Source organism: Marinitoga piezophila KA3 (genome assembly GCF_000255135.1).
GTDB lineage: Bacteria > Thermotogota > Thermotogae > Petrotogales > Petrotogaceae > Marinitoga > Marinitoga piezophila.
Genome location: NC_016751.1, coordinates 1,201,584 through 1,226,357 on the forward strand (window position 1 = coordinate 1,201,584; position 24,774 = coordinate 1,226,357).

Annotated in this window: 22 protein-coding genes and 1 pseudogene; 1 reads left to right on the forward strand and 22 read right to left on the reverse strand. The window is 23.2% G+C overall.

What is annotated here, in order from left to right; all coding sequences use genetic code 11:
- Positions 1–16: 16 nt before the first annotated feature.
- The 22 genes and pseudogenes from MARPI_RS05745 to MARPI_RS05840 all read right to left on the reverse strand — a co-directional run bounded on the left by MARPI_RS05745 (position 17) and on the right by MARPI_RS05840 (position 24,100).
- Positions 17–1,111 carry a hypothetical protein gene (locus MARPI_RS05745; RefSeq protein WP_014296650.1) on the reverse strand — a complete coding sequence of 365 codons (1,095 nt, stop codon included), beginning with the start codon at positions 1,109–1,111 and terminating at the stop codon, positions 17–19.
- 527 nt (positions 1,112–1,638) lie between these two features.
- Positions 1,639–4,347: a nuclease domain-containing protein gene (locus MARPI_RS05750; protein WP_014296651.1), complete on the reverse strand. Its 2,709-nt coding sequence runs from the start codon at positions 4,345–4,347 to the stop codon at positions 1,639–1,641.
- Between the two features lie 4 nt (positions 4,348–4,351).
- Positions 4,352–6,229 (reverse strand): McrB family protein, encoded by a 1,878-nt coding sequence (locus tag MARPI_RS05755; RefSeq protein ID WP_014296652.1) that lies wholly within the window; start codon positions 6,227–6,229, stop codon positions 4,352–4,354.
- A 610-nt stretch (positions 6,230–6,839) separates the two neighbouring features.
- Complete coding sequence (locus tag MARPI_RS05760; protein ID WP_014296653.1) at positions 6,840–7,151, reverse strand: hypothetical protein; 312 nt, start codon at positions 7,149–7,151, stop codon at positions 6,840–6,842.
- 72 nt (positions 7,152–7,223) lie between these two features.
- Complete coding sequence (locus tag MARPI_RS05765; protein WP_014296654.1) at positions 7,224–7,703, reverse strand: hypothetical protein; 480 nt, start codon at positions 7,701–7,703, stop codon at positions 7,224–7,226.
- 74 nt (positions 7,704–7,777) lie between these two features.
- The gene (locus MARPI_RS05770; protein WP_014296655.1) at positions 7,778–8,290 is read right to left on the reverse strand and encodes a hypothetical protein; all 513 of its coding nucleotides are present in this window, start codon (positions 8,288–8,290) and stop codon (positions 7,778–7,780) included.
- 641 nt (positions 8,291–8,931) lie between these two features.
- Complete coding sequence (locus MARPI_RS05775; protein WP_014296656.1) at positions 8,932–10,338, reverse strand: lipopolysaccharide biosynthesis protein; 1,407 nt, start codon at positions 10,336–10,338, stop codon at positions 8,932–8,934.
- Positions 10,339–10,380: 42 nt separating this feature from the next.
- Positions 10,381–11,616 carry a glycosyltransferase family 4 protein gene (locus MARPI_RS05780; RefSeq protein WP_014296657.1) on the reverse strand — a complete coding sequence of 412 codons (1,236 nt, stop codon included), beginning with the start codon at positions 11,614–11,616 and terminating at the stop codon, positions 10,381–10,383.
- Position 11,617: 1 nt separating this feature from the next.
- The gene (locus MARPI_RS05785; RefSeq protein WP_014296658.1) at positions 11,618–12,799 is read right to left on the reverse strand and encodes a polysaccharide pyruvyl transferase family protein; all 1,182 of its coding nucleotides are present in this window, start codon (positions 12,797–12,799) and stop codon (positions 11,618–11,620) included.
- Positions 12,800–12,803: 4 nt separating this feature from the next.
- A complete protein-coding gene (locus MARPI_RS05790; RefSeq protein ID WP_014296659.1) occupies positions 12,804–13,964 on the reverse strand; it encodes a radical SAM protein in 1,161 nt (386 codons plus the stop codon).
- A gap of 26 nt (positions 13,965–13,990) precedes the next feature.
- Positions 13,991–14,215, reverse strand: a pseudogene (locus tag MARPI_RS10940) (GDP-L-fucose synthase); the annotation flags it as partial.
- 20 nt (positions 14,216–14,235) lie between these two features.
- Positions 14,236–14,439, reverse strand: coding sequence for a DnaD domain protein (locus MARPI_RS05795; RefSeq protein WP_014296660.1), 204 nt, complete (start codon positions 14,437–14,439; stop codon positions 14,236–14,238).
- 164 nt (positions 14,440–14,603) lie between these two features.
- A complete protein-coding gene (locus MARPI_RS11025; protein WP_014296661.1) occupies positions 14,604–14,744 on the reverse strand; it encodes a hypothetical protein in 141 nt (46 codons plus the stop codon).
- Positions 14,713–15,378, reverse strand: a complete 666-nt coding sequence (locus MARPI_RS05800; RefSeq protein WP_014296662.1) for a glycosyl transferase — start codon at positions 15,376–15,378, stop codon at positions 14,713–14,715. Before MARPI_RS05800 ends, MARPI_RS11025 begins: the two co-directional genes overlap by 32 nt.
- Before the next feature lie 42 nt (positions 15,379–15,420).
- A complete protein-coding gene (locus tag MARPI_RS05805; RefSeq protein ID WP_014296663.1) occupies positions 15,421–16,680 on the reverse strand; it encodes a hypothetical protein in 1,260 nt (419 codons plus the stop codon).
- A gap of 831 nt (positions 16,681–17,511) precedes the next feature.
- The gene (locus MARPI_RS05810; protein WP_014296664.1) at positions 17,512–18,678 is read right to left on the reverse strand and encodes a glycosyltransferase; all 1,167 of its coding nucleotides are present in this window, start codon (positions 18,676–18,678) and stop codon (positions 17,512–17,514) included.
- A 1-nt stretch (position 18,679) separates the two neighbouring features.
- On the reverse strand, positions 18,680–19,753 hold the full coding sequence (locus MARPI_RS05815; protein ID WP_014296665.1) for a GDP-L-fucose synthase family protein: 1,074 nt from the start codon (positions 19,751–19,753) through the stop codon (positions 18,680–18,682).
- A 73-nt stretch (positions 19,754–19,826) separates the two neighbouring features.
- A complete protein-coding gene (gene gmd, locus MARPI_RS05820) occupies positions 19,827–20,987 on the reverse strand; it encodes a GDP-mannose 4,6-dehydratase (RefSeq protein WP_014296666.1) in 1,161 nt (386 codons plus the stop codon).
- 4 nt (positions 20,988–20,991) lie between these two features.
- The gene (locus MARPI_RS05825; protein WP_014296660.1) at positions 20,992–21,195 is read right to left on the reverse strand and encodes a DnaD domain protein; all 204 of its coding nucleotides are present in this window, start codon (positions 21,193–21,195) and stop codon (positions 20,992–20,994) included.
- Positions 21,196–21,359: 164 nt separating this feature from the next.
- Entirely contained in the window at positions 21,360–22,133 is a 774-nt protein-coding gene (locus tag MARPI_RS05830) for a glycosyltransferase (protein WP_014296667.1), read from the reverse strand.
- Between the two features lie 735 nt (positions 22,134–22,868).
- Entirely contained in the window at positions 22,869–23,759 is an 891-nt protein-coding gene (locus MARPI_RS05835; RefSeq protein WP_014296668.1) for a hypothetical protein, read from the reverse strand.
- Positions 23,760–23,785: 26 nt separating this feature from the next.
- On the reverse strand, positions 23,786–24,100 hold the full coding sequence (locus tag MARPI_RS05840) for a hypothetical protein (protein WP_014296669.1): 315 nt from the start codon (positions 24,098–24,100) through the stop codon (positions 23,786–23,788).
- Between the two features lie 40 nt (positions 24,101–24,140).
- Between MARPI_RS05840 and MARPI_RS11395 the strand changes: the two genes are divergently transcribed.
- Positions 24,141–24,329, forward strand: a complete 189-nt coding sequence (locus tag MARPI_RS11395) for a transposase (RefSeq protein ID WP_083825951.1) — start codon at positions 24,141–24,143, stop codon at positions 24,327–24,329.
- Positions 24,330–24,774: the final 445 nt, after the last annotated feature.

A 24,774-nucleotide genomic window follows, 5' to 3' on the forward strand; every position in this document is an offset into this window, starting at 1 on the left:
TTCTTCTTGAAAATCGTTATTCGTATTTATAATCATAATCTAAAATATTAAAAACCTCCTTTTCGCTAATATATAATTTACATAATGGATCATAATTTTTTCTAATAAAATTCAGTATTCGCTTAACAGTATTAGAACAAGTACCCGGCCTTATTAAAATTTGAAGACCAAATCTATAAACATTTATTGCTAAACTTCCACCAACATGCATATCTGAAAATACACCATATGCTTCGTCTTCATCAGAAAATATTTGAAAAGATACTACTTTTAATTCATTATTATCATTCAATCTTTTCAAAAAATTCTCCGGTTTTTCTTTTAATTTCTTTTCTTTGTCAAAAATTATATAAACTCCTTCATAGTTATACGCCAGCTTTTCTATTTCAAACAATTCATCCGAATATTTTTTCGTTTTAACTTTAAAAAATTCTTTAACTTCTTCAAAATCATTGCCATAAAAAGTTATCTTTCCATTATTATAAGCTATTATATGTGTTGATTCGGGATTTGAAAGAAAATATTTTATTTTAACCTTATTCAACGGTAATTGCTTAACAATCTTTTTGTAATTATTTATAAAAGCTTTACTAGAATTTGATTCCAATGAAAAACTTACATTCTCTTCATTTGCAATTAGTTCTCCAGGAAAAGAACTCGATATCCCAACAATAAATTCATCATATTCATCATCAGATTCATTGAAATCAAGCCATTGATAATCAAAGAAAAATGACTTCTTTATTAAACTCCCAATAATGGAATCCGAAACTTGCGAATGCGCCAAAGTAAAAATCGGAACAAATCTAAACCTTGCATTTTCCAAGTCATAAAACAAATATGGATCTGCATAAAAATACGTGTCTCCTATTTTTATTTCTATTAATTCATTATCATCAAAATAACTTAAATTAGCATCCATTCTACTTGTAAATTCTTTTTTCATATAATCAAAAAATATATTTTCATCCAAATTACTACTTGTTTCCAATACATAAACTTTTGGAATCGCCGATTCCAAATTTTCATATCTTCGCCCTTTTAAAGATTTTACCATCTTTTCATTTATTATTTCATAAAGTTGTTCTCTGGTATTTATTTCCAACTTCATATGTACACCTCTATTTGATTCATTCTTTTTTATTTATTATATCATAATAAATACTAAACCAAATATTTATAAAAATATTAAATTTACTTTACTATATACAGTCTTTTATAATGTTATATTTATCATTTGATAAATCGGTTTCTTCCTCATCAATAAATAATTTCAAAGACATATCCCCTTCAAACACACTAAACAAATCTAAAATATCATTATTATCAGATTCAACTTCAATTTTCTTTTTTTTTACTTAAAAAAAGCAATTTCTTTCCCATAAAATCACTCCTATAATATTCACAAATTAAAGTTAATTTGGTCTCCATAAAACAAATTTTTCATACATAAAAATTCTACCACCAAATTCAATAAAAAATTTACCTAAACTTAAAATTTAATTTTTTAGTTGCAGGAAATTAATTAATCACTGATATATTAAAATAAAGAAATAATTCACACATTTAATATAAATAATCCCCACAGCAATTACTGTGAGGATTATTTATACTTCAAAATTTTGATTTTTATAAATTTTATAAAATGTTAGGATCAAATGTTGGAAATTCACATAATTCCTCAAAAACTGTTGTATTTTCACCATTATCATTTTTACCACATCTAGGGCATTTAACATACCATGGATATTTTTTATCTGTATCTGGAGTATGATAATTAAACAAATGTTTAATTAATGAATGGCCTTCTTTTTCACAATGGTTTTTTACCCAAAACTCTCCACACGATTTACACGTATAATGATATTTATTAAATCCCCCCATTGTTTTTTCAACTTTTATTTCTATATTATCTATTTCTCCACAATTCCAACAATAATTATAAAGTTCTAAATGATATTCAAGAATCATTTTTATAAAATTTTTAAAATATTGAATATTATTAGGTGTAAATGCAAATATTCCAAACTTGTGTTCCGGTGGAATTCCTTCCATATCAAATTTTTTTTCTAATTTATCATCAAGATATCCACCATAAAAAGTCCATTCATTATTAGTATCTGGATGTACAATAAAAGATGCTATTGGTTCATTTTCAGTATCTCTAAATTTTTTTGTATATTTATCTATTGCAACATCTTTTATATCTTTAAACCATTGCTCTTTTCCTTGTTCTCTATAATTCCTATATTTTGCATCAAGATAAACAATACAATTCCTATTATCCTTTCTAAATTCAAAAGTAAAATCTGGTCTAAGTATTTTTCCATCATTACTTTTTATATTTTTATTAAAATATATTACAAGGTCTATTTTCTCATTGTTTTTTAAATCATGTTCTAATTTCGCTTTTAAATTTCCCTGAAAATAATCCCATTGCATATATTTATTTAAATTATTTAAAACTTCATTTTTATTTTTTAATCTCCATTTTAATTCAGAAATAAGCACATCTATCATTTTGAAAAAAGTCCAATATTCATAAATTTCATGAGTACTCTTTATTAAATAACTTTTTTCATTTAACAACATATTTGAATCAATAAAATCATGTATAAAATAAATCTTCTTGTTTAGTGCATTAAAATATTGCCAAATTTTCTTATAATTATTATCATTCGTAAATATCTGTGTTGGTTTTAAAATTAATTTCTCTTCTTTTACTTCTTTAAATAAATCTAAATTCAATATCTCATCAAGACGACTTTTTGCCTTTTTTAATTCATTTATTTTATCATCATAACAACTAAGATTATCTTCTTTTTTCTTATACAATTCTAAAAATCTTTTATTTTCCACAATAGACTCATAATTATCATTTAAATATGGAGCTAATTTTTCTACTATTTCTTCTTCACTATATTCTGGTACTTTTTTATTATTTAGAGAATATATCTTTTTTATATTAATATAATATTCTTTAACCGGTGAACCATCTCCATAAGTATAATTCTTCATAACTCTCACACATAATGGATCATTGTTATCATAATATTCTCGTTTAGCTAAAGCTTTTATTTTTATAGGATTTTTAAAGTCTTCTCTTTCAATAACTTCATCTATAAAGAAAACTAATTCATTCAAATTTGACGTTTCAAATTTTAACATAAATGATTCAGCATTAAATCTTGACTGTTGAAAATTTTCAAATGGTGAAACTGCATAAGAATAAAAACTTCTTTCTAAGGAAATAAATCTATTTTCTCTTTTTGTAATAAAATTACAATATAAAATTACTTTATTATCCTCTATCTTACCATTTACTCTACTCTTAGGAATGGAAGCTTTCTTATATATATCAAAAGATATTTTAATATCTTTATCCTTATCTATATTTTCCAAACTCCTATTATTTTTTATAATAGTTTTAATATCCTCTTTGATATCTATCAATTTTTTCTCAATTTTCCCTAATTCACTATCAAAATCTATTTCTTTTTTATTTTGTTCTCTTATTATATCAATTTCTCTCTTCTTTTGTTCCTTATAATTATTCAACGACTGAATATATAATTCGATCTTTTTCTTTAATAAATTCAATAAATATTTAATAATTTTATTTTCATAAATGTCAACACTTTCTACTTTCATTTGACCTTTGAATTTATTTTTAAATGGATACATCTTCTTTTCTACTAAAATTTTTGGACTTATTGCTTTCTTTGGATCATATTTAATCTTTGCAGGTATTGCCTTTAAAGACGCTGCAGGATTAGCATTTATTTTTTCTAATACCTTTTTCATATCATCCAAGGTTTTTCCTATTTCCACTAAATTTTGTACCCCTTTACCTGCTAAAAAAACTTTTGACTTATTATCCTCTATCAAATGCTCATTTATTTGTATTAAATCATTTATCATTTCCAAGTAATCGCCATAACTCAAAGAGGAAGGCAAAACATATATAGGAGGTGAAACATAAATCCTTTCCCCATTTTCAAAAACTCCCACATAAAAAACTCCAGATGCATTGCTTCCAACATCTGGGTCATTATTATCATTACTATCATAAAATATCTTAATTCCTTTACCAGATATTGATGTTAATTTATTAATAGGTTCTTTTTCTGAATCAAGAATATACACTTCATAATCTTTGTCGCTTAAATCTACAATACTAAATCCTAATCTATACCTCTTACTATTAACCCTATAATGGGTATAGGTTACCCAAAATTCTTTATTATCTTCCCCTAATATCGTCCCTTTTTTATAATTTCCCTTATCCAAAAATTCAATCCTTTTTAAATTTTTATCAACATTCATCATAAAACTTATTAACTTCATCTAATTACCTCCAGAAGGTAAGTATATACTCTGTTTCTGCAAATTCCTTCATCTCATCAAAAATAACTTTTGATACTTTAGTTTTTTCCAACAATTTAGATATTTCATCGATTATTTGTTCATTTCTTTCATTAATACTTATATTTATTTTAGGTAAAATCATGCTTGAAATTATATAATCTAACAAATCATCTCTGTCAATATAATCATTTCCTAAAATTTGTTTTACTTGATTATCAAATCTATTATTTAAATAAACCCTCATTTTTTTAAATATTAATTTTATTTCCTCCAACTCTTCTTTTATTTCGTCCAAAATATCTTTAGATTCCATTTTAAAATCTGATTCTTTTAAATATAACCGTTTTTGATAATTTTCCTTTTCTAATTCAGAAAATTTAGAAACTAAATTCTCATCATATTCCTTAACTTCTATAACAAAACTTCTATCTATAACCTTAGGGCTTAAACTCTTTGTAGTCTCATCCTTATTCACAGTTCCAACAAATCTTATATTATCAGGTATTTCCACTTGAGCCTTATATTTTTTTAACAAATTATATCTTCTTTTAAGAGCTAAAAATTCATTGAATTCTTCATTTGAAAGTTCTTCCTTTAAAGATTCCTTATTTTCATATTTTAAATATTTTTCCCATTTCATATTTAACTCTTTCAAATTCTCATCATAAATCTTTTTACTATATAAATCCAATATTTTATCTGATTGAATTTTACTTAAAAATTCAGAAAAATAATACTCAACATGAGATAAATTCATTTCATCTAAACATAATATATACAATCTATCCTGATTTTCCTTAGCTTCAATAATAGCATCTAAAAAAGGTGTTGGAACATAAACATTTTCTATTGGATTATAAAACCCTAATAAATCCTGATTATCAGTCCAATTAGGCTGAACAGATATTATCTTATGTTTTGCAGAAATTGCTTCTGAAAATCCTCTAACTAAACTTGTTTTACCAGTTCCGGGCTCACCACTTAAAATTATTATTTGATTAGTATGAAGAGCCAAAAAGAAACGTTTTAAAATATGATCATCATAATACAATCCTTTATTTAACGCTAAATATTTTTGTATATAATCAATTTGCTCTTTTTTATCTTTAATATCTATATATTCTTCTTTAATAATCTCCTCTTTTTTTTCATTAACATTATCCTCATTCAAAATACCCAACTCAATATATTTATTTCTTAAAATTTCAAGCTCTTTAATTTCAAATTCTTTTTCACTAACTATATTTTCAAGTTCTTTTAATCTTTCTTCTTGGGTCTGAATCTTATTTTTTATTTCTTTCAAATAATTATCTATATTTTTATTTACCAACAATATTCTCTCATTAATAATAGAATTTATTTTATTTCCAAAATCTTTCTCTCTTATTTGCTCTAGAAATTCTATTAAGTTCACTGCGCTAAAAATTTCTTTTTCTTTAACGTTATTATCTATATTATCCAAAATCTCCATAATATTTGTAACCTTATAAACTGTCTTACTTTTTGCAATTATAAGTTTATTTTTATCTTCATGTTGAGAAAAAGGAATTGTAAATTTAAAAATTACTTCATCTCCAACCTTCAAATTTCTCTTTAATAAAAAACTATCTACATTTTCACACAAACAAATCGTATTTCTTAAAATCTCATTATTGAAAGGATTAATAATAATATCATTTTCTATATTTCTCAAATTAGTTATCAAAAAATATTTTTCACTACTTGCAAGTTGGATAGTTCCTTTTAATATGCTATTATTAGTACCAAACTTTTCATTTAAAAAATTAATCTTATCCTTTTTTGCCCAATTTTTATAATCTTCATATTCCACAATCTCTTCAAACATCACTTCATTTTCCATAATCATCTACCTCCAAAAACAAAGAATTATCTTATTTATTTTCTTTATACATATTTCTATACAAACACCGCATATATTCTACCATCTTATTCAATAAAAAATTCATCTATCTTAAGAGTTAATTATCCCTTTACTCTGAATTAATCAATGATATGCTAAATTAAAGAAATAATTCACAATTATTGATTGAAAAATTACATGAGGATTTTGTGGAACGAGATAAAGTATGTAGAGGTTTAGGAGATTATAATGAGTTGGTGGATTAGGAGAGGGACTTAAAAAAATGGCTACAATTTTTGATTATGAAAATTCTAACAACTAATGAACATTTTCACAATTTAACTTTAATAATTCCCACAGACTAAGCTGTGGGAGGATTGATGGTATTTATAATTATATATTTCATATATCTATTTTTATAATAATCTCAGACCTCATGGTTCTTTGAAATATTCTACTCTTGATTTTATGTTTAATCTTTTTACTACAAATTTAAATAATAATAATTCAATTAATTTCAATGATTTTTTTATCACTGTGAAAAAATGACTTTTTCCTATCTTTTCTCCAATATCCGGGGGTCAGACCGAAAAAGAATTTATGATTTATTTTAATCTATACATTTATTTTCTAATATTATTATTTTTAAATTATCTTCAGTATCTACTATGCAAATTCGATATTTTTTTATTAATTCGCAAAATTTAGATAATTCTTTCCTAGTTAATGGTTCATTAAAATAATATGTTTCTTCACTTGTTTCTAAACACCAAAATTTTATATTTGGATCTTCTTTATTTATACATCTTTTATATATACCACATAATATATCATCAAAAATAGTTTCATGTGTAAAATCATTTTTTATAAAAGCTGGTTCTGATTCTATTTTTTTTAAGATACTTTTATATTTATGATCCATGCTCATACCTCCATTTCATTTTTTTATTTTTCGGCATTCCATTTTTATCTTAAATCAAAAAAATTTGCTCTACTATATCAAACTTATTTGTATAGGAAATTCAATATATGAAATAATCAAATTTAACAAATCATCTGAAAAATTTTTGTTTAAAAAATTAATAATTTCATCATTTTTATTCTTATCAGTTGCTTTAAAATGAGCTAATAGATGTAAAAATATGGATAAAAACCGTTGTATTTTACTTTCAGAAACGTCATTTATCTTCCAATCATCTATTTCAATTTTCAAATAATAAAACAATAATATTTCAAAAATATCTAATCTTTTTTTAATCAAAAAAATAGAATTTTTAATTTTTATACAGGTTAAATCTGATTGAACATAAAAATCAACTTTCTTATTTCCTTCTATAATAATTGACATAAACATTTCATTTGAGCAATTTATAATATCTCCATTATAATAATTGTAATAATTATTTAAAAAATTATCGAATTCATTTATAATTTCTATTTTCTTAATGGTTATATGCTCATTTTTAATACCCATTCTATCATCTCACTTTTATTCTCTAAACTATAGAATGTTTAAGATTAACTATTGAAGATTTTATTTAGTTGGTATTAATCTACCAACTCAACACTTAAACCAGAGTTTGGACCAGTTGGGACCATTTCTTGCAGACATTCAAAATTATTATCTCTTAAACAACTCAAAAGTTTTTGAGGATCAGTAATAAACTCTCCAATTTTTGCATTAGATTCATTCCTTGGCTTTTTAACCTCTTTGGCTCTATAAATTCTTAATTTTTTACCTTCTTCTAAAGCTCTTATACAAATCGCTCTTATATAAAATTTATTAAACTCTCCTTCTGCTAAAATTATATTTGCATTACGTGGGATTTTAACAGATTTGTTTTTTCTTAATTCTTTTTCATTAAACATATCTTTTAAGCTATTAGCTAATGTCTGCTCATTTCCAGATTCAATAGCTTCTCTTAATAAATTTGGATACTCTTTTTTTCCATCTCCATTTAACCTTTCACTTATATACAACGTTCTTTTATCAATATCCATCTCTAACTCTTCCAACATAATTCTTCTTGTTTTTTCATCTAAATTTCTAAAAAAAAACAATCCAACCACCCCCGATTATATTTATTTGATTGCATTAAAAATGCACCTAATATTACTATCCTCATAGATTTACTATAGTTAATAAAGTTGTAAACTTATATTCTTTCTGGAAATATAACTATATTGTTTTATCTAAAAATTTAACCTAATATTCCTTATTTATACATTTAGACTACAAAAATTATACAAAGTTCAAATATTTATGTAAAAAATTAACCTGATTTATATAATATCTAAAATATATTTATTCTCTAAAACTAAATTTTTCTATAATAAAATATTAGCACCTTAAATAAAGAAATTATTCACAAATATTGATTGGAAAATTATATGAAGATTTTGTGGAATAAGATAGAGTATGGAGAGGTTTAGGAGATTATAATGGGTTGGTGGATTAGGAGGCGGACTTTAAAGAAATGACTACAACTTCTGATCATGAAAGTTCTAATAACTAAAGAACATTTTCACAAATCAAATTCAGATAACCCCACAGCAGAAGCTGTGGGAGGATTGATGGGGCAATTGATTTTACTTCAAATTATGTTTGAGTTTTTTGTAGAGATTGATAGCGACAATGATTTCTAAAGATCCAAAGATTAAAACTCTAGAAGTTTGTATATGGCATAGAATACCTTTATATTTTAAGATTTTTTTAGTAAAATTTCCTTTGCTAAATTATATCCCCAAATTATTTCTTTATAGTGATATCCAATAATTAGCAAAAACATTATAAAATCTATGCCAAAATTATTATAAACAACTGCTAATGATGCCATAATTACCATCAATAATATCGAAATAAAATGTTTTTTTATAGCCATTTTTTCCCATATTAAGTTTGAAATTATAGTTCTCATCCAGAAAAATATTATATAAGAAAGACCTGTAGAAATTGATGCACCAAGCGCTCCGTATTTTGGAACCAATAAAAAATTACCAATTATATTAGCTCCACCGGCAACTGTTGTTATTAATATATTATAATAGGTTTTTCTTGTAAAACCTATTCCTATTTGAGTTGTTTCTGATAATGTATTCATAATTGGATAAAAAAGTAAAAATGGAATTATTATTGTTGCATCTTTATACTCGGGAGATAAAAGTAATACTATATAATTTCTAAGCAAAACTACTAAAGCAAATAAAATAGTTAAAATACTATTTAATTTATTACTAACTTCTTCATATTTTTTTATTTTTACTTTATTTTCATACCATCTATATGCTGTTGGAGGCCAAAACGAAAGAAAAGCTGTTTGAATAATAATAATCATCCCTACTATTTTAAAAGCTGCTGAATACAATCCAATTGAATAAAAATCAGCCCATATTCTAAGAGCTATTTTATCCATTGAATTTAATAACCATAATATTATTGAAGATGGAATAATTGGCAATCCAAATTTCATAAGTTGTTTAATTAATTCTTTGTCAAATTTAAATTGATAAAACCAATAATTATAATTAATAAAAGTAGTTATAGTAGCTGTAAGAATTAATGTCAAAAATTGTGCTTGGATAATCCCTTTAAAATTCCTATTAAAAAATAACAGAATTACAATCGTTAAAATTAATCCAATAATTTTATTAAGTAACTGAATAAACGAAAATAATTTGGCTTTTTCTTTCATTCTTATAATTAAATTATTGAATCTATTAAATATAGAGAAAGGTAATGAAAATGCTAATATTTTTATTATATATTCTTCTACAGAACCAAATAATAATTTTGAAATAGGTTCATAAAAGTATAAATATGTTATCATAACTATGATAGAAAAAGAAAATGGAATAATAAAACTATTCCATAACAAATTCTTCTTATCTTTTTCTACATTAAATTCTCTTACAAATGCCTGATCAAAACCTAAATATATAAATAGTGAAGATATCCCTAACGCCATAGAATACATAGAAGCTTTCCCTAATTGAGTCGGATCAATTAACCATGTTTGGAGGGGAACATTGATAAAACCTAATAATGCAGCTCCAATTGGTCCAATTGAAAATGCACCTAATCTTTTTAAAAATTCTCTACTTGTTTCCATACATTCATACCTCTATTTCAAAAATTTATATTTGCATATAATTTATCCCATTTTATAAATATGCAATAATTTGTTTAAAACTTGCTCTTTATTAAAATTATTTCTTATATATACGCTATTTAAATTTTTTAAACACCAATCGATTCCTTTTGCTAAATCAACAGAATCTTTATATTTTGCTAAATATCCATTTTGTTTATGAATTATCATATCTGACATTCCTCCAATATTAAAAGCAACAACTGGCGTTCCACAATGTAAACTTTCAAGTACAGTATTAGGTAAATTATCTTCTAATGATGGAGCTACAAAAACATCTGATGCATTGTATAATAATGAAAGTGTATATTCATCGTATACTTTCCCCATAAACTTTATTTTAAACGGTAATTCTTCTATATCTTTAGAATGACTTGTACCAAAAACTAATAATTCTAGTTTTTCTTTAATTTTAGGATTTTTTTCATTCAATAAAGTAATAGCTTCTTTTAAATATTTCCAACCTTTTCTTGGATCACTTGTAGAATTCATTGCTCCAAAACTAATATATTTTCTATTTTTATCTAAATTTAATACCTCTCTTGCAAAACTTTTATCAATAGGTTTAAAAATTTTATTATCTAAAACATTTGGAACTACATAAATATTTTTTTCTTTGAACAAAGAGCTTTTTTTAGCACACTCACCTAACCAATTACTACAAGTTATTACCGTAATGTCTAAATCTTTTAATATTTTATTTTTTTCATTCCAAATTTTTCTTGTTATATCATTTTCATTATTTGTTTTAAGAATTGGACAATTACCACACTTTTCTTCGTATTTTCTACAAGATGAACTATAATGACACCCTCCTGTAAAAGGCCACATATCATGAAATGTCCATACTATCTTTTTATTTAACATTTTTAATTTTTTTAATGTTTTTACAGAAATATAATTCGCATTAATCCAATGTAAATGAATAACATTTGCATCTAAAATATATGGATGTTTTGTTATATCTATACCAAATTTTCCACTAGAAAATAATATAGGATTCTCTCTATTTTTAAACTTATTCCAAATAACTTTTTCATTCAATTTTCTAATATTAGAAAAAAAGTATTTTTCCATATAATTATTTTTAGCTACATCTATATATAATTCATCTGTTTTTTTAGACATAACTAACATCTTTGACTCTATTCCACGTTCTAATAAAGCCTTATGCAATCTATATGCAGCTTTCGCTGCTCCTCCTTCAACATCTGAAGTACTCACATGAACAATTTTCATATTATCCCTCTCTCAATAATTTATTAAGTTCTTCTATATAAATATCTAATTTTTTAAGCAACTTTTCTAAATTTAATTTGTTTTGTTCATTTTCATTTATAATAAATTTATCTATATTAATACTTTCATTGTTGATTTGCTGTAAGTTTATATATCTATTATTATAAAAATCATTCTCATCAATTTCATTTATAAATCCTGAAATTTTTCCTTTTTGGGGTTCAGTATAATCTAAAATATAATTTTTTCCACTTAATATAGTTTGTAATACCACAGAATGAAATCTCATACCTATATTAAAAAAAGCATTCCTAAAAAGCTCCATAGTTTCTTCTAAAGTTAGGATTTCATTTTGAATTTCAACATTATCCAATCCAAAATTCTTTAATTTTATTTTATTGAGAAATTTTCTATCATCATTTCCTATAAAATAATAATGCATTGGAACCAAAAGGATACGAAAATCATTAAATTTTTCAGATAAATCCTTAATAAATGTAATCAATGTTTTATTTACTTTATTTTTAATTTCATTCTGTGAGTATTCTGAAGGAAAATCCCTCAAATTCACAATTATATAATTTTTTGGATTATTAAATACCTTATTTTTTCTTTTATATTCCAAAACAAGCTTTGTAGCAGGATCAAGTGAAGTTTTTATTTTATCTTTTTTAATAGTTATTCCCAATTCATTTGAAATATTTAAAATATTTTGTTTAGATTTTTCATCCCTTAAAATAATAATATCTGAATTTTTTATTATTTTTATAGCTAATTTTTTATATTCAGTAGAAAACAACGGACCTATTCCACAACCTAATATCCCAGTTTTTTTTTTAATTTTTTTTGCATATTTAAAAGCATAATTTATCATATATAATGGACCTATATGCATAATAGGTCCTCCACCCATGAAAACATAATCAGAATTATTTATAGCCTTTTTTAATTCTTTTTTATTTTTAGAATTAAACATTTTTATTTTTAAATTTTTACCTAAAATATATTTATACAAACTTTTATCTTCAAATAACATTCTTTCAGAATAATCTGGATACAAAGAACCTAAATTTATTTCAAAATCTCCAAAGACTTCTTTAAAAAAAGAAAACAATCCTGCAAGAATTGCTCTATCTCCAAGTGTTTCAGTTCCATACCAACCAATTATACATATTTTTTTCATAAAATCATACCCCTTTATATTGGTTTATCCAAAATTTTTCTCGAATCAAAAATAAAATAAATTTTATAACATTCTTCAATTCTGGTTTACCTGAATAATCATGTATACATTGATTACATTTATTATCAATAATAAATTTTCTATATTCTAAATTTTCTTTTGAAAAAAATATCTTTTCTCCTGTTCTTTCATTTCTTATATTACCTAATTTTTTACTTTCTACCGCACAATAATAAATATCTCCTTTTGAATCCAAAGTAATTCCGTTTTCTTTCCATGAACATCCTAGATATCTTTTCGGTTTCTTTTCAGATAAAAACTTATATATAGCCCAATATTTATATTTATCAGATATTTCTTTACTTTTATATATTTGCATTTGAAAAAATTCTTTAGCTGTTTGTTTTTTTCTCGTATCAAAAAAAACACTAAAATCTCCTAATTTTGATATGCTATCAATTCTTTTATTTGGAATAGCTAATCTATATTTTATATCATATCCTTTTATTTTAGCATATTCATCTAACTGAATTAAATAATCAACATTTTGTTTGGTTATTGTACATCCTACATCTATAGAATCACAGTACATATGTTTATTTTCATATATTTCATCTATTGTTTTAACAGTTTTTTCAAAAGCTCCTGGAACTCCCCTAATTTCATCGTGAACTTTTCCAACACCATCTAACGAAAAAGATATATGAAACGATATATTTTTTTTCTTACACATTTCATATATAATTCTAGTTTTTTCTAAAATAATGGAAGTTAAAAAACCATTAGTTATAATATTCAAGCTTTTTATATTAGGTAATAATAAAACTTTCTCAACAAATTTCTCGATATCTTTTTTTAAAAAGGGTTCTCCTCCATTTATACCTACAGAAGTTACTTTTTTAAAAATAGGGTCTTTTAAAATTTCTTCTAATTCTTGAGGAGTTATTTCATTAGTAGAATCCATATTAGGTATATTACACATTATACATTTTGAATTACACATATATGTAATAGGTAGTTGTATAACTTTAGGATATTTTTTATTTTTTCCTGTTTCAGGTAAAATATGCGAATTTTTTAATAGTAAAAGTATCTCAATTATTTTTTTTAATTTTTCGTTTTTATATAGAAAACTTTTTACAGTTTTTTTCATATTAAAATCCATTAAATTCGCCACCTTTATAATATAGCTTATATTTTATTGATTACTTTTCTAATCCCCTCATTCAACTCAACATTATACTTCCAACCTAATTCATGAAGTTTTGAAACATCAAGCAATTTCCTTGGTGTTCCATCTGGTTTTGTTGTGTCATGGATTATTTTTCCAGTGTATCCTACTGTTTCTTTTATTAACTCTGCCAATTCTTTTATTGTTATATCTTTTCCTATTCCTATGTTTACGAAATAATCTGGGGGTCAGACCGTTCATTAAATTAACTCCTTTCTTGAACATATTTTAGCAACTTTAGTATTTCTTTTTTTTCATTTTCTATTATTTTTTCTATCTTTTTTAAATTTTTATTCTTTTCTTTATTTTTTTCAATACATCTTTTTATTGCATATTTTAAACTTTCCTTATTTTCTTCATCATAAAAACTTATAAAATCCTTATATGGAGAATTTAAAGCGGCTTCCATTTTTGTCGAAACAATACATTTTCCTAATGATGCATAATATGTAATTTTTGAAGGAAATGAGACTTTAGAAAATTTTGATTTCGCAGGTTGAGGATTTAAGCAAATATCAACATTTTCTATTATAAATTTTTTATACTCAGAATCTTTTAAAATTCCTAAATATTTTATATTTTTATTTTTTTTGTAATTCTAATTAATTTATCTTTTAAAGGTCCATCACCTGTTATGTATAATTTATAATTTTTATTTTCTTTTATTAATTCATTAAATATACTAATAAAAATTAAATAAACCTCTCTCTTCATCAATTCTTCCTGAATATAATAGAATATTATTATTTTTATTTTTTCCCAAATCATTTATATTATTAAAAATAAACGGATAACCATAACTTAACACTATAGGAGAACTATTATTTATATTTCTTATAAAGCTCTTTATTTCTGTAGAACATGTAATAAACCCTTCAGCTTTTTTTATACCTAAAATTTCTAAGAAACGAAAAAACTTAAATTTTTTACTAAAAAAACTATAAATTTCTTCAAACTCAATTATTAATTTAAATTTTTTAATTTTTTTAGCTAATAATATAGGAAAGGCTATTTCAGGTCTAAAATTATATGTTATTATAATATCATCTTCTTTTATATTAAATAACAAAAAGAAAAACAAATTAATAATTGAAAAAATATAATTTAATGGAAAAAATAAGACTATATTACCCAAATAAACTTCTTTATAATTCTCGTTTTTATAAATTTTTTTAAAATAAATTCCTTTTTTTTTAGGTATTGCTACTGAAATAAAATTAGTTCTTTCATTTTTATTAAAAATATTTAATAAATATTTTGTCCTATTTTGTCCAGCTAAAGAAATTTGAGATTTCTCCAATTTTATTATTTTATTTGATATAATTGTATTAGATATATAATATAGCAAAATCATTCCTCCAATATTTTTATTTTCAGTAAAAGACCTATTTTAAAATTTACATTCTATTTTTTGTTTATTGAAAAATTTATCATATTTTAAAATAAATAAATAAATCCAAAAAGAATAAAAAGCATAACTATCAAATTGAATATATATATATGACATTATTAAAAATATGGTTATTTTTCTTGATTTTAAACTTTTAACAAAAAGATTAAAAAATAATATTAAAAAAAAGATTATTCCAAATTCACTTATTAATCTAATAGGCATAGAAAATAGTTGATTTGGGTTGCGATATTTTAATGCTAAAATTTCATTTAAATACTCATTTTTATATTCTTGGTATGCACCTAAATAACCCTTTTTTAAAAAATATGAAGAATTTCCTGTTCCTTTTCCTATTAATGCTATTAAAGGATCTTGTAGATAACCTTTTATTGACGAATTAATTCTAAAATACCTCGAAGCTAAGGAGGCATCGGCATATATACCATAATCAATGATCTTCTTAATTCTCAAATTATAAGTTAATACATTTTCTAAATCCGAATAAAAAAACATAATTAATGCTAAGAAAATAAACATTAAAATTATATTATAGGATTTTTTAATATTTATTTTGGTTATTAATAATATTATACTTATAAAAAATAAATCTACAAAAAATCTAGTAGACGATTTTGATACAAAGGTTATAATAACATAAAAGGAAATTAAATATAATATTCTTTTTTTTTCATTTTTGTAATATTTTCCGTCTAAACTAAAAAATAATATCAATAAAATTCCAAAAACATGAGGGGAAATAAAAGATGGTTCAGTAAAACCAAATGAAACACGTGGATAATATCTTTTTTCAAATATTTCTTGAAATTTTATAATATATATAATTTGGAACCTTAACGCTATATATTTTAATATTCCATACATTAAAGAAAAACTATACCCCATTATTAATATTTTCAAATCTCTTTTTAAAGAATATTTTTTTAGTATATATCTATCATATAAACTCAAGTAAAATGCAAAACCCAAAATTAAAGATATTATTGAATCAAGCAGATTTCCTACATCCACATTATAAAATATATCATTTAAAAAAGTGTATAAAATCATAAAATATATAATACTGAATATTTTTAAATTATTAAATAGCGAAATTACAAGAGATTTATAATCTAAAATTATATATATAAAAAAAATTATCGGTGAAATTGCTGCCCATCCATTTGATGGCGCAAAAAAAAGATTATCAAATGCTATAAAAAATATACCTATTTTAAATATTAAATTTCTTAATTTCATAAAACCCTCCAACAAATTTTATCCATAATATTGACATTATCATTATTAAAAATATCTATTTCTCTATATTTTGTCTGTAATTTCATATGAAAATGGTATATCTGAAGTTAATATTATTATTTTATGCAATTTTGCTTCTAACAAAAGCAAAAGTAACACAAAAATTTTTATATTAAAAAGGAAAGAACAAAACTGATTTTGTATATAAATAAAAAACTCTCTTCCTAGAATTTTTCCTATAAATTTTATAGAAAAATTATATTTATTTCATCTCTTAAATTTAAACTATATTTATTTTCATTATTTTATAATTTTTGTATTGAACACCTCTTACAAGATAAAAAAGATTTTTAATTTTTCATCAGTTGGTACAAAAATTTGCTTAACTTTAATATTTATTTTAGGTGGAATAACTACAATTTTTTTAGGATTTGCTTCTGTTTTTTCCATATAAGATTTTCTAAACCATTTAGTTTGTACAATCCTTATTAGCTTTTTATAAACTTAAAAATTTGTTTACTAATTATATTTTAATAAATCCAAAATAATCTATTTTCTTTAAAAGAAAATTTGTATTCGAAAAAAAGAAGAGGTTGATGTACATATACTATTTGAAATATATTAGTATATGGAACCATCATATTTGGCAAAGAAAAAATTTTATCTATTTTTGCTCATGTAGGTCACTTTTTTTATTTTATTACACTATTTCCTTGTTAACTTTTCGGTGCCCACTTTTTGCTGGTCAAATTCAATAGTTTGTCTCCCAAAAATAACTCAAAAAATTGTTTTGATATAAAACTAAACAAAATTATATTTTCCATATTATTATCACCAACTATTTTCATTTAAAATATGCTTATATAAATTAATCTGATCTTTAACAACTTTTTCTTCTTCATATTCTTTTGCCAACTTCAAACAATTATTAACTAAAAAATCATATTTTTCAAAATTATAAGATTTTTTTATTACATCTACAAAGTTTTGTTTATCGAATATAATAAAACCATTCCACCCATCTTTTATAAAATCTTTTCTTGTTCCAATATTATATCCTATAACTGGTGTTCCCAATTGAAAAGCTTCTATTATTGTTAAACCAAATGTTTCATACCATATTGATGATTGAACCAAAAACTTAGCCTTTTTTATAAACTTTTTAATTTTTTCATTTTCAATTCTACCTAAATAAATTATATTTTCAGAAGTATTCATTTCTACATACGTTTTTAAGGGACCATCACCAATTATAGTAAGTACATAATTTTTAGGTAATTTTTTCCAATTTTCTATAAGCTCTTTAATTCCTTTACTCTCATCTAATCTTCCAATAAATAAATAACCATTTTTCTTTACATTTTGAATTTCATTGCTTGAATCCAACGGAACATTAAAATTAGGTTTTATGATAATTTTATTTCTATCTAATCCCAAAGATATTACCTTATTTTTTTGGAATTCTGTTAATACAAAAAAATAATCAATGTATTTCATCATATCATTTTTTCTGTAAAAATAGAATGCACTTTCCGCTATAAAACTTTGTATAGTCGAATTACGATAACATTTGTGTTTTATCGCATCTAAATTAAATTTTTTCACTGCACATTTTTCACAAATTCCTTTGCCATCTCTATATAAAGTTCCTTTAATACACCACCATCTATAATTATGTAAAGTATGTATAACTTTTGCTCCTGCATCTTTTGCAGCTTTAAAAATACTTGGTGAAAGCATTGGAAAAAAATTATGTATATGTACTATATCTATCTTATTCTTTATGATAATCTCTTTTATTATTTTATAATATTTTTTTGAGAAAAATATGTTTTTTGCTAATTCCATATATTTTATATTATCATTCGAAACTTCATATGAAAAAACATTTTTTTTCCCAAGAAAACTTTCTAGAGCATTTAGTTCTCTATTAAAAACTATATCTTCTCCTCCAATATTTTTATTTTTATATCTATTATGAATAAGTAATATCTTCATCTTAATCCTCCACAATCACTTTCAAAACTTTCCCAATCCCCTCACTCAACTCAACCCTATACTTCCAACCTAATTCATGCAACTTTGAAACATCAAGCAACTTCCTTGGTGTTCCATCTGGTTTTGTTGTGTCGTGGATTATTTCTCCTGTGTATCCTACTGTTTCTTTTATTAACTCTGCCAATTCTTTTATTGTTATATCTTTTCCTGTTCCTATATTTACGAAATAATCTGATGATATTTTTTTCATTTCTTCTGCTTCTATATTTTGCATTAGATATACACATGCATCTGCCATGTCATCTACGTATAAGAATTCCCTATATACTTCTCCTGTTCCCCATAAGGTTATACTTTCTTTTGTTATTCCCAATTGTTTTAATGTTTTTATTATTGATTCTTTATTATCTAAATCTATTGTTTTATCTAATCCAAATCCTAATGGATATTTTTCTATGTTTTCTTTTATTTTTTCATAGTTTTCTTCTTCTAATTGTTTCCCTAAATAGAATTTTCTTATTAATGCTGGTAATACATGTGATGTTTCTAGATTGAAATTATCATTTGGTCCATATAAGTTTGTTGGCATTACGCTCATGAAATTTGTTCCATATTGTTCGTTGAAATATCTCACCATTTTTATTGCTGATATTTTTGCTATTGCATATGGTTCATTTGTTGGTTCTAGTTCTCCTGTTAATAGATATTCTTCTTTCATTGGTTGTTTTGCATATTTTGGATATATGCATGATGAGCCAAGGTTTAGTAGTTTTTTTACTCCATATCTATATGATGCTTCTATTACGTTTGCTGCTATCATTATGTTTTGATATATAAAGTCTGCTTTGTACGTGTCATTTGCAAGTATTCCTCCTACTTTTGCTGCTGCTAGGAATACGTATTCTGGTTTTTCTTTTTCAAAGAATTCTCTTGTTGCTTTTTGGTCTGTTAAATCTAATTCTTTATGTGTTCTTGTTATTATGTTTGTATATCCTTTTTTTTGTAATTTTTTCATTATTGCTGATCCTACTAATCCCCTATGACCAGCTACGTATATTTTTGCATTTTTTTCCAACTCATTCATCCCCTTGTTTATTTTAGTTGTTATTGATTATTATTTGTTATTTTTTCTATTTTTTATTTTGTTATTATTCTTTTATCCATTCGTTTCTATGTTTTTCTTTTATCGCTAATCCCAAATCATATTCTGTCATTATTTTTACTAGTTCTTCAAAGCTTGTTTCTGGTTCCCAGCCTAATTGTTTTTTTGCTTTTGTCGGATCTCCAAGCAATATATCTACTTCTGTTGGCCTGAAGTATTTTGGATCTACTGCTATTATTTCCTGTCCTTCTTTTAGATGTTCTGTATTTATTTTAAATTCTTTTAGGTCTGGATGTTTTTCTTTTAGTTTTTCTATTATTTCTTTTGTTTTGTTTCTATCTATTTTTTTGATTATTCCCTTTTCGTTTATTCCTTCACCTTGCCATTTTATTTCTATTCCAAGAGTTTCAAATGTTTTTTCACAGAATTCTCTTACTTCATGTGTTTCTCCTGTGGCTAATACATAGTCATCTGGTCTTTCTTGTTGTAGTATCATCCACATTCCTTTTACATAATCTTTTGCATATCCCCAGTCTCTTTTGGCGCTTAAATTACCAAGGTATAGTTTTTTCTGATTTCCTACTAATATCCTTGTTGCTGCCCTTGTTATTTTTCTTGTTACAAATGTTTCTCCTCTTCTTTCTGATTCATGATTAAATAGTATTCCATTACATGCAAACATGTTATATGCTTCTCTGTAATTTACTGTTATCCAATATGCATATAATTTTGCAACTGCATATGGACTTCTTGGATAAAATGGTGTTTTTTCGTTTTGCGGTATTTCCTGTACTTTTCCGTATAATTCAGATGTACTTGCTTGATAGAACTTTACTTTTTTTTCTAATCCAAGCAAATGTATTGCTTCTAATATTCTTAATGTTCCTAATGCATCTGAATTTGCTGTGTATTCTGGTAATTCAAAACTTACTTTTACATGACTTTGTGCTGCTAAATTATATATTTCATCTGGTTGTATTTGCTGTATTAATCTTATTATATTTGTTGAGTCTGTTAAGTCATTATAATGAAGAAATAATTTTGTATTTTTTTCATGTGGATCTTTATATATATGGTCTATTCTTTTTGTGTTGAAACTACTTGATCTTCTGATGAATCCATGCACTTCATATCCTTTTTCCAATAAATATTCTGCTAAATAACTTCCATCCTGTCCTGTTATTCCAGTTATTATTGCGGTTTTCATTAAGTTAACTCCTTTCTTGAACGTATTTTAGCAACTTTAGTATTTCTTTTTTTTCATTTTCTATTATTTTTTCTATCTTTTTTAAATTTTTATTCTTTTCTTTATTTTTTTCAATACATCTTTTTATTGCATATTTTAAACTTTCCTTATTTTCTTCATCATAAAAACTTATAAAATCCTTATATGGAGAATTTAAAGCGGCTTCCATTTTTGTCGAAACAATACATTTTCCTAATGATGCATAATATGTAATTTTTGAAGGAAATGAGACTTTAGAAAATTTTGATTTCGCAGGTTGAGGATTTAAGCAAATATCAACATTTTCTATTATAAATTTTTTATACTCAGAATCTTTTAAAATTCCTAAATATTTTATATTTTTATTTTTTTTGTAATTCTAATTAATTTATCTTTTAAAGGTCCATCACCTGTTATGTATAATTTATAATTTTTATTTTCTTTTATTAATTCATTAAATATACTAATAAAATTAAATAAACCTCTCTCTTCATCAATTCTTCCTGAATATAATAGAATATTATTATTTTTATTTTTTCCCAAATCATTTATATTATTAAAAATAAACGGATAACCATAACTTAACACTATAGGAGAACTATTATTTATATTTCTTATAAAGCTCTTTATTTCTGTAGAACATGTAATAAACCCTTCAGCTTTTTTTATACCTAAAATTTCTAAGAAACGAAAAAACTTAAATTTTTTACTAAAAAAACTATAAATTTCTTCAAACTCAATTATTAATTTAAATTTTTTAATTTTTTTAGCTAATAATATAGGAAAGGCTATTTCAGGTCTAAAATTATATGTTATTATAATATCATCTTCTTTTATATTAAATAACAAAAAGAAAAACAAATTAATAATTGAAAAAATATAATTTAATGGAAAAAATAAGACTATATTACCCAAATAAACTTCTTTATAATTCTCGTTTTTATAAATTTTTTTAAAATAAATTCCTTTTTTTTTAGGTATTGCTACTGAAATAAAATTAGTTCTTTCATTTTTATTAAAAATATTTAATAAATATTTTGTCCTATTTTGTCCAGCTAAAGAAATTTGAGATTTCTCCAATTTTATTATTTTATTTGATATAATTGTATTAGATATATAATATAGCAAAATCATTCCTCCAATATTTTTATTTTCAGTAAAAGACCTATTTTAAAATTTACATTCTATTTTTTGTTTATTGAAAAATTTATCATATTTTAAAATAAATAAATAAATCCAAAAAGAATAAAAAGCATAACTATCAAATTGAATATATATATATATGACATTACCAAAAATATATACACTTATCCTAAAATTTGGGACAGTCTAACTTTAACTAAAAAAATAGCATTTCAAGTTATGTTACTTTTTTCTAACAATTTTAGAACTTCATCTTCTTTTTCTTGGAGAGTTAGATAATTTATTGAACTGTGTATTATCTTTCTGTTGTAGAATTATTCTATACATTCATTGAATTCAACAATATTGATGATATTTATAATTACTATATTTCATGTATCTATTTTTATAATAATCTCAGACCTCACGGCTCTTTAAAATACTTTACTCCTGATTTTGTATTCATGCTTTTTAATCACAAACTTAATAACATTGACTCTGATAATAATTTTTCAATTAAATTCGATGATTTTTTCATCACTATGAAAAAATGACTTTTTCTTATTTCTTCTCTAATTTTCAGGTGTAAAACCGCAGTTTATTCTTTTCTTTCACTTCTTCTTTTATCTTAACATTTCTTATCAAATATCTTTGGAAGAACCAATTTATTTTATTCTTTACAACTTGAATTTAGCTAAAAAACAACTCTTTAATGTTACTTTTTCTAACAAATTTATTACTTCATCTTTTTTTATTTATTATTGCTAACTTAGAATATCCATATTCTAACCCTAAATATAAAAATATTATATCTGATATTCTCTCAGCATAAAATGCTAAAGTGCCTAAATTTATTAAATACCAATTTATCAAAAAAATATAAGATATTATTTTATATCTGCTTGTTTTAAATATTTCCCAAAATAAATAAATATAGAATATTGATTGGAATATTAAATTAATAACTCCTCCAAAATTTAACATATAATTAAAACCACTATCCCATAAACCGTAATTAAATAAAGTATATGGTGTTTTTAAGAAACCAACGCCATGCCAAAAATTATTATTTATTATATATCTTATATTTTGAGCTACAATATTGTATCCTCTTCCAGCAAGAGGATCGTTTAATATTATAGATTTACTTCTTAATAATAACGTGTAAAAATATTTCGAGTTAAAATTTTTCAAAGTAACAAAAACAAATATAACAAAAAATATTCCACAACAAATATATATAATATTTTTAAATTTAAATTTTTTCTTTATACTATATTTAGTATTGATTTTATACTTATAGTAATACTCCATTAAGATAAATGGTACCGATAAATAAAAGACCTTAGTATTAGCAAATACTCCAATTAATAAAATCAAAAACTTATAAAATTCATTATAATCATAATATATTGCTATATACATATAAAAAACAAACCATATTCCTGCAGTATATGTCATTCCAAAAATACCTGGAAATCTAATATTTGAAATAGCTTCTAAATTTAATTTATAATATTCTACTAAAAAAATATTATAAAAATTATGTATTCCATATATAAAACTAAACAATACATTAAAAAAAGATATTATAAAAACCAATAATATAGAGATTTTAAAAAATAAATGCATTGTTTGTTTTTTAAAATGAAAATATTTTATCCCAAAATATCCAAAAAGAAGATAAAAAAAGGTTTTAAAATATTTTGTGCTTCTTTTATAAAATTCGAAAAATTAATCATATATAGTTCGCTATTATTTAAATTTAACAATGTTGAAAACAAAGGAAAAAAAATAGATATATTTAGAGCCCCAAAAACTATACATCCGAATTTTTTATCTATTTTCCTATGCAAAATAAGTAAATATATAGAAAAAATAGGAATTAATAATTGATCAATTCTAAACCCATATTTTAAATATGGAGATAATAATATTATTATTAGAATTAAAAAATAGATTTTTTTTTTCATAATGCTTCCACCTCATATATGTGCACAAATGCTTTTTTAAATATTTAGAAAAAAATATGATCCGGATTTTAAACTATCTGTTGTTAAAGAATATCTTTCCAGTGATTCTTTAACTCAAGAAGATATTTGCAATAAATATTCTATTTCACATTCTGCTTTTTTCAAATGGGTTAAAAAGTATGAAGATTCTGGTTATGATGACAATGTTTTTAATTCCAAAAAAAGGTAGAACTAAGTCTATTATTTCTGATATTTCTAAAGTTCCTCCTTTTATTTATGAATCTGCTGGTAATTAACTTTTAAACTTATATTAAATTTTTTCATTCTTCTCTTCAAAGAGAGTTTTTTGAATTCAACCATATTGATGATGTTTATAATTGCTATATTTCATATATCTATTTTTATAATAATTTCAGACCTTATGGTTCTTTGAAATACTTTACTTCTGATTTTGTCATGCTTTTTTAATCACAAACCTAATAACATTGATTCTGATAATGATTTTTCAATTAATTTCGGTGATTTTTTCATTTCTATGAATAAATGACTCTTTCTTATTCCTTCTCCAATATATTGCGGTTAGCTTGCTAAAAAGTAATTATGTTAATATTCTTTGATTTATATTAGATTACTTTATTTTTATATTAAATTCGATAATAATGATAATATTTATA

What these genes read in the sequence shown, in the direction of transcription:
- MARPI_RS05780 (WP_014296657.1), bottom strand. Translation starts at nt 11,616, where the DNA reads ATGAAAATTGTTCATGTGAGTACTTCAGATGTTGAAGGAGGAGCAGCG.
- MARPI_RS05775 (WP_014296656.1), bottom strand. Translation starts at nt 10,338, where the DNA reads ATGGAAACAAGTAGAGAATTTTTAAAAAGATTAGGTGCATTTTCAATT.
- MARPI_RS05835 (WP_014296668.1), bottom strand. Translation starts at nt 23,759, where the DNA reads ATGCATTTATTTTTTAAAATCTCTATATTATTGGTTTTTATAATATCT.
- MARPI_RS11025 (WP_014296661.1), bottom strand. Translation starts at nt 14,744, where the DNA reads ATGAAGAGAGAGGTTTATTTAATTTTTATTAGTATATTTAATGAATTA.
- MARPI_RS05755 (WP_014296652.1), bottom strand. Translation starts at nt 6,229, where the DNA reads ATGGAAAATGAAGTGATGTTTGAAGAGATTGTGGAATATGAAGATTAT.
- MARPI_RS05745 (WP_014296650.1), bottom strand. Translation starts at nt 1,111, where the DNA reads ATGAAGTTGGAAATAAATACCAGAGAACAACTTTATGAAATAATAAAT.
- gmd (WP_014296666.1), bottom strand. Translation starts at nt 20,987, where the DNA reads ATGAAAACCGCAATAATAACTGGAATAACAGGACAGGATGGAAGTTAT.
- MARPI_RS05795 (WP_014296660.1), bottom strand. Translation starts at nt 14,439, where the DNA reads ATGGAAGCCGCTTTAAATTCTCCATATAAGGATTTTATAAGTTTTTAT.
- MARPI_RS05785 (WP_014296658.1), bottom strand. Translation starts at nt 12,799, where the DNA reads ATGAAAAAAATATGTATAATTGGTTGGTATGGAACTGAAACACTTGGA.
- MARPI_RS05810 (WP_014296664.1), bottom strand. Translation starts at nt 18,678, where the DNA reads ATGAAGATATTACTTATTCATAATAGATATAAAAATAAAAATATTGGA.
- MARPI_RS05805 (WP_014296663.1), bottom strand. Translation starts at nt 16,680, where the DNA reads ATGAAATTAAGAAATTTAATATTTAAAATAGGTATATTTTTTATAGCA.
- MARPI_RS05765 (WP_014296654.1), bottom strand. Translation starts at nt 7,703, where the DNA reads ATGGGTATTAAAAATGAGCATATAACCATTAAGAAAATAGAAATTATA.
- MARPI_RS05825 (WP_014296660.1), bottom strand. Translation starts at nt 21,195, where the DNA reads ATGGAAGCCGCTTTAAATTCTCCATATAAGGATTTTATAAGTTTTTAT.
- MARPI_RS05750 (WP_014296651.1), bottom strand. Translation starts at nt 4,347, where the DNA reads ATGAAGTTAATAAGTTTTATGATGAATGTTGATAAAAATTTAAAAAGG.
- MARPI_RS05840 (WP_014296669.1), bottom strand. Translation starts at nt 24,100, where the DNA reads ATGAAAAAAAAAATCTATTTTTTAATTCTAATAATAATATTATTATCT.
- MARPI_RS05760 (WP_014296653.1), bottom strand. Translation starts at nt 7,151, where the DNA reads ATGGATCATAAATATAAAAGTATCTTAAAAAAAATAGAATCAGAACCA.
- MARPI_RS05790 (WP_014296659.1), bottom strand. Translation starts at nt 13,964, where the DNA reads ATGGATTTTAATATGAAAAAAACTGTAAAAAGTTTTCTATATAAAAAC.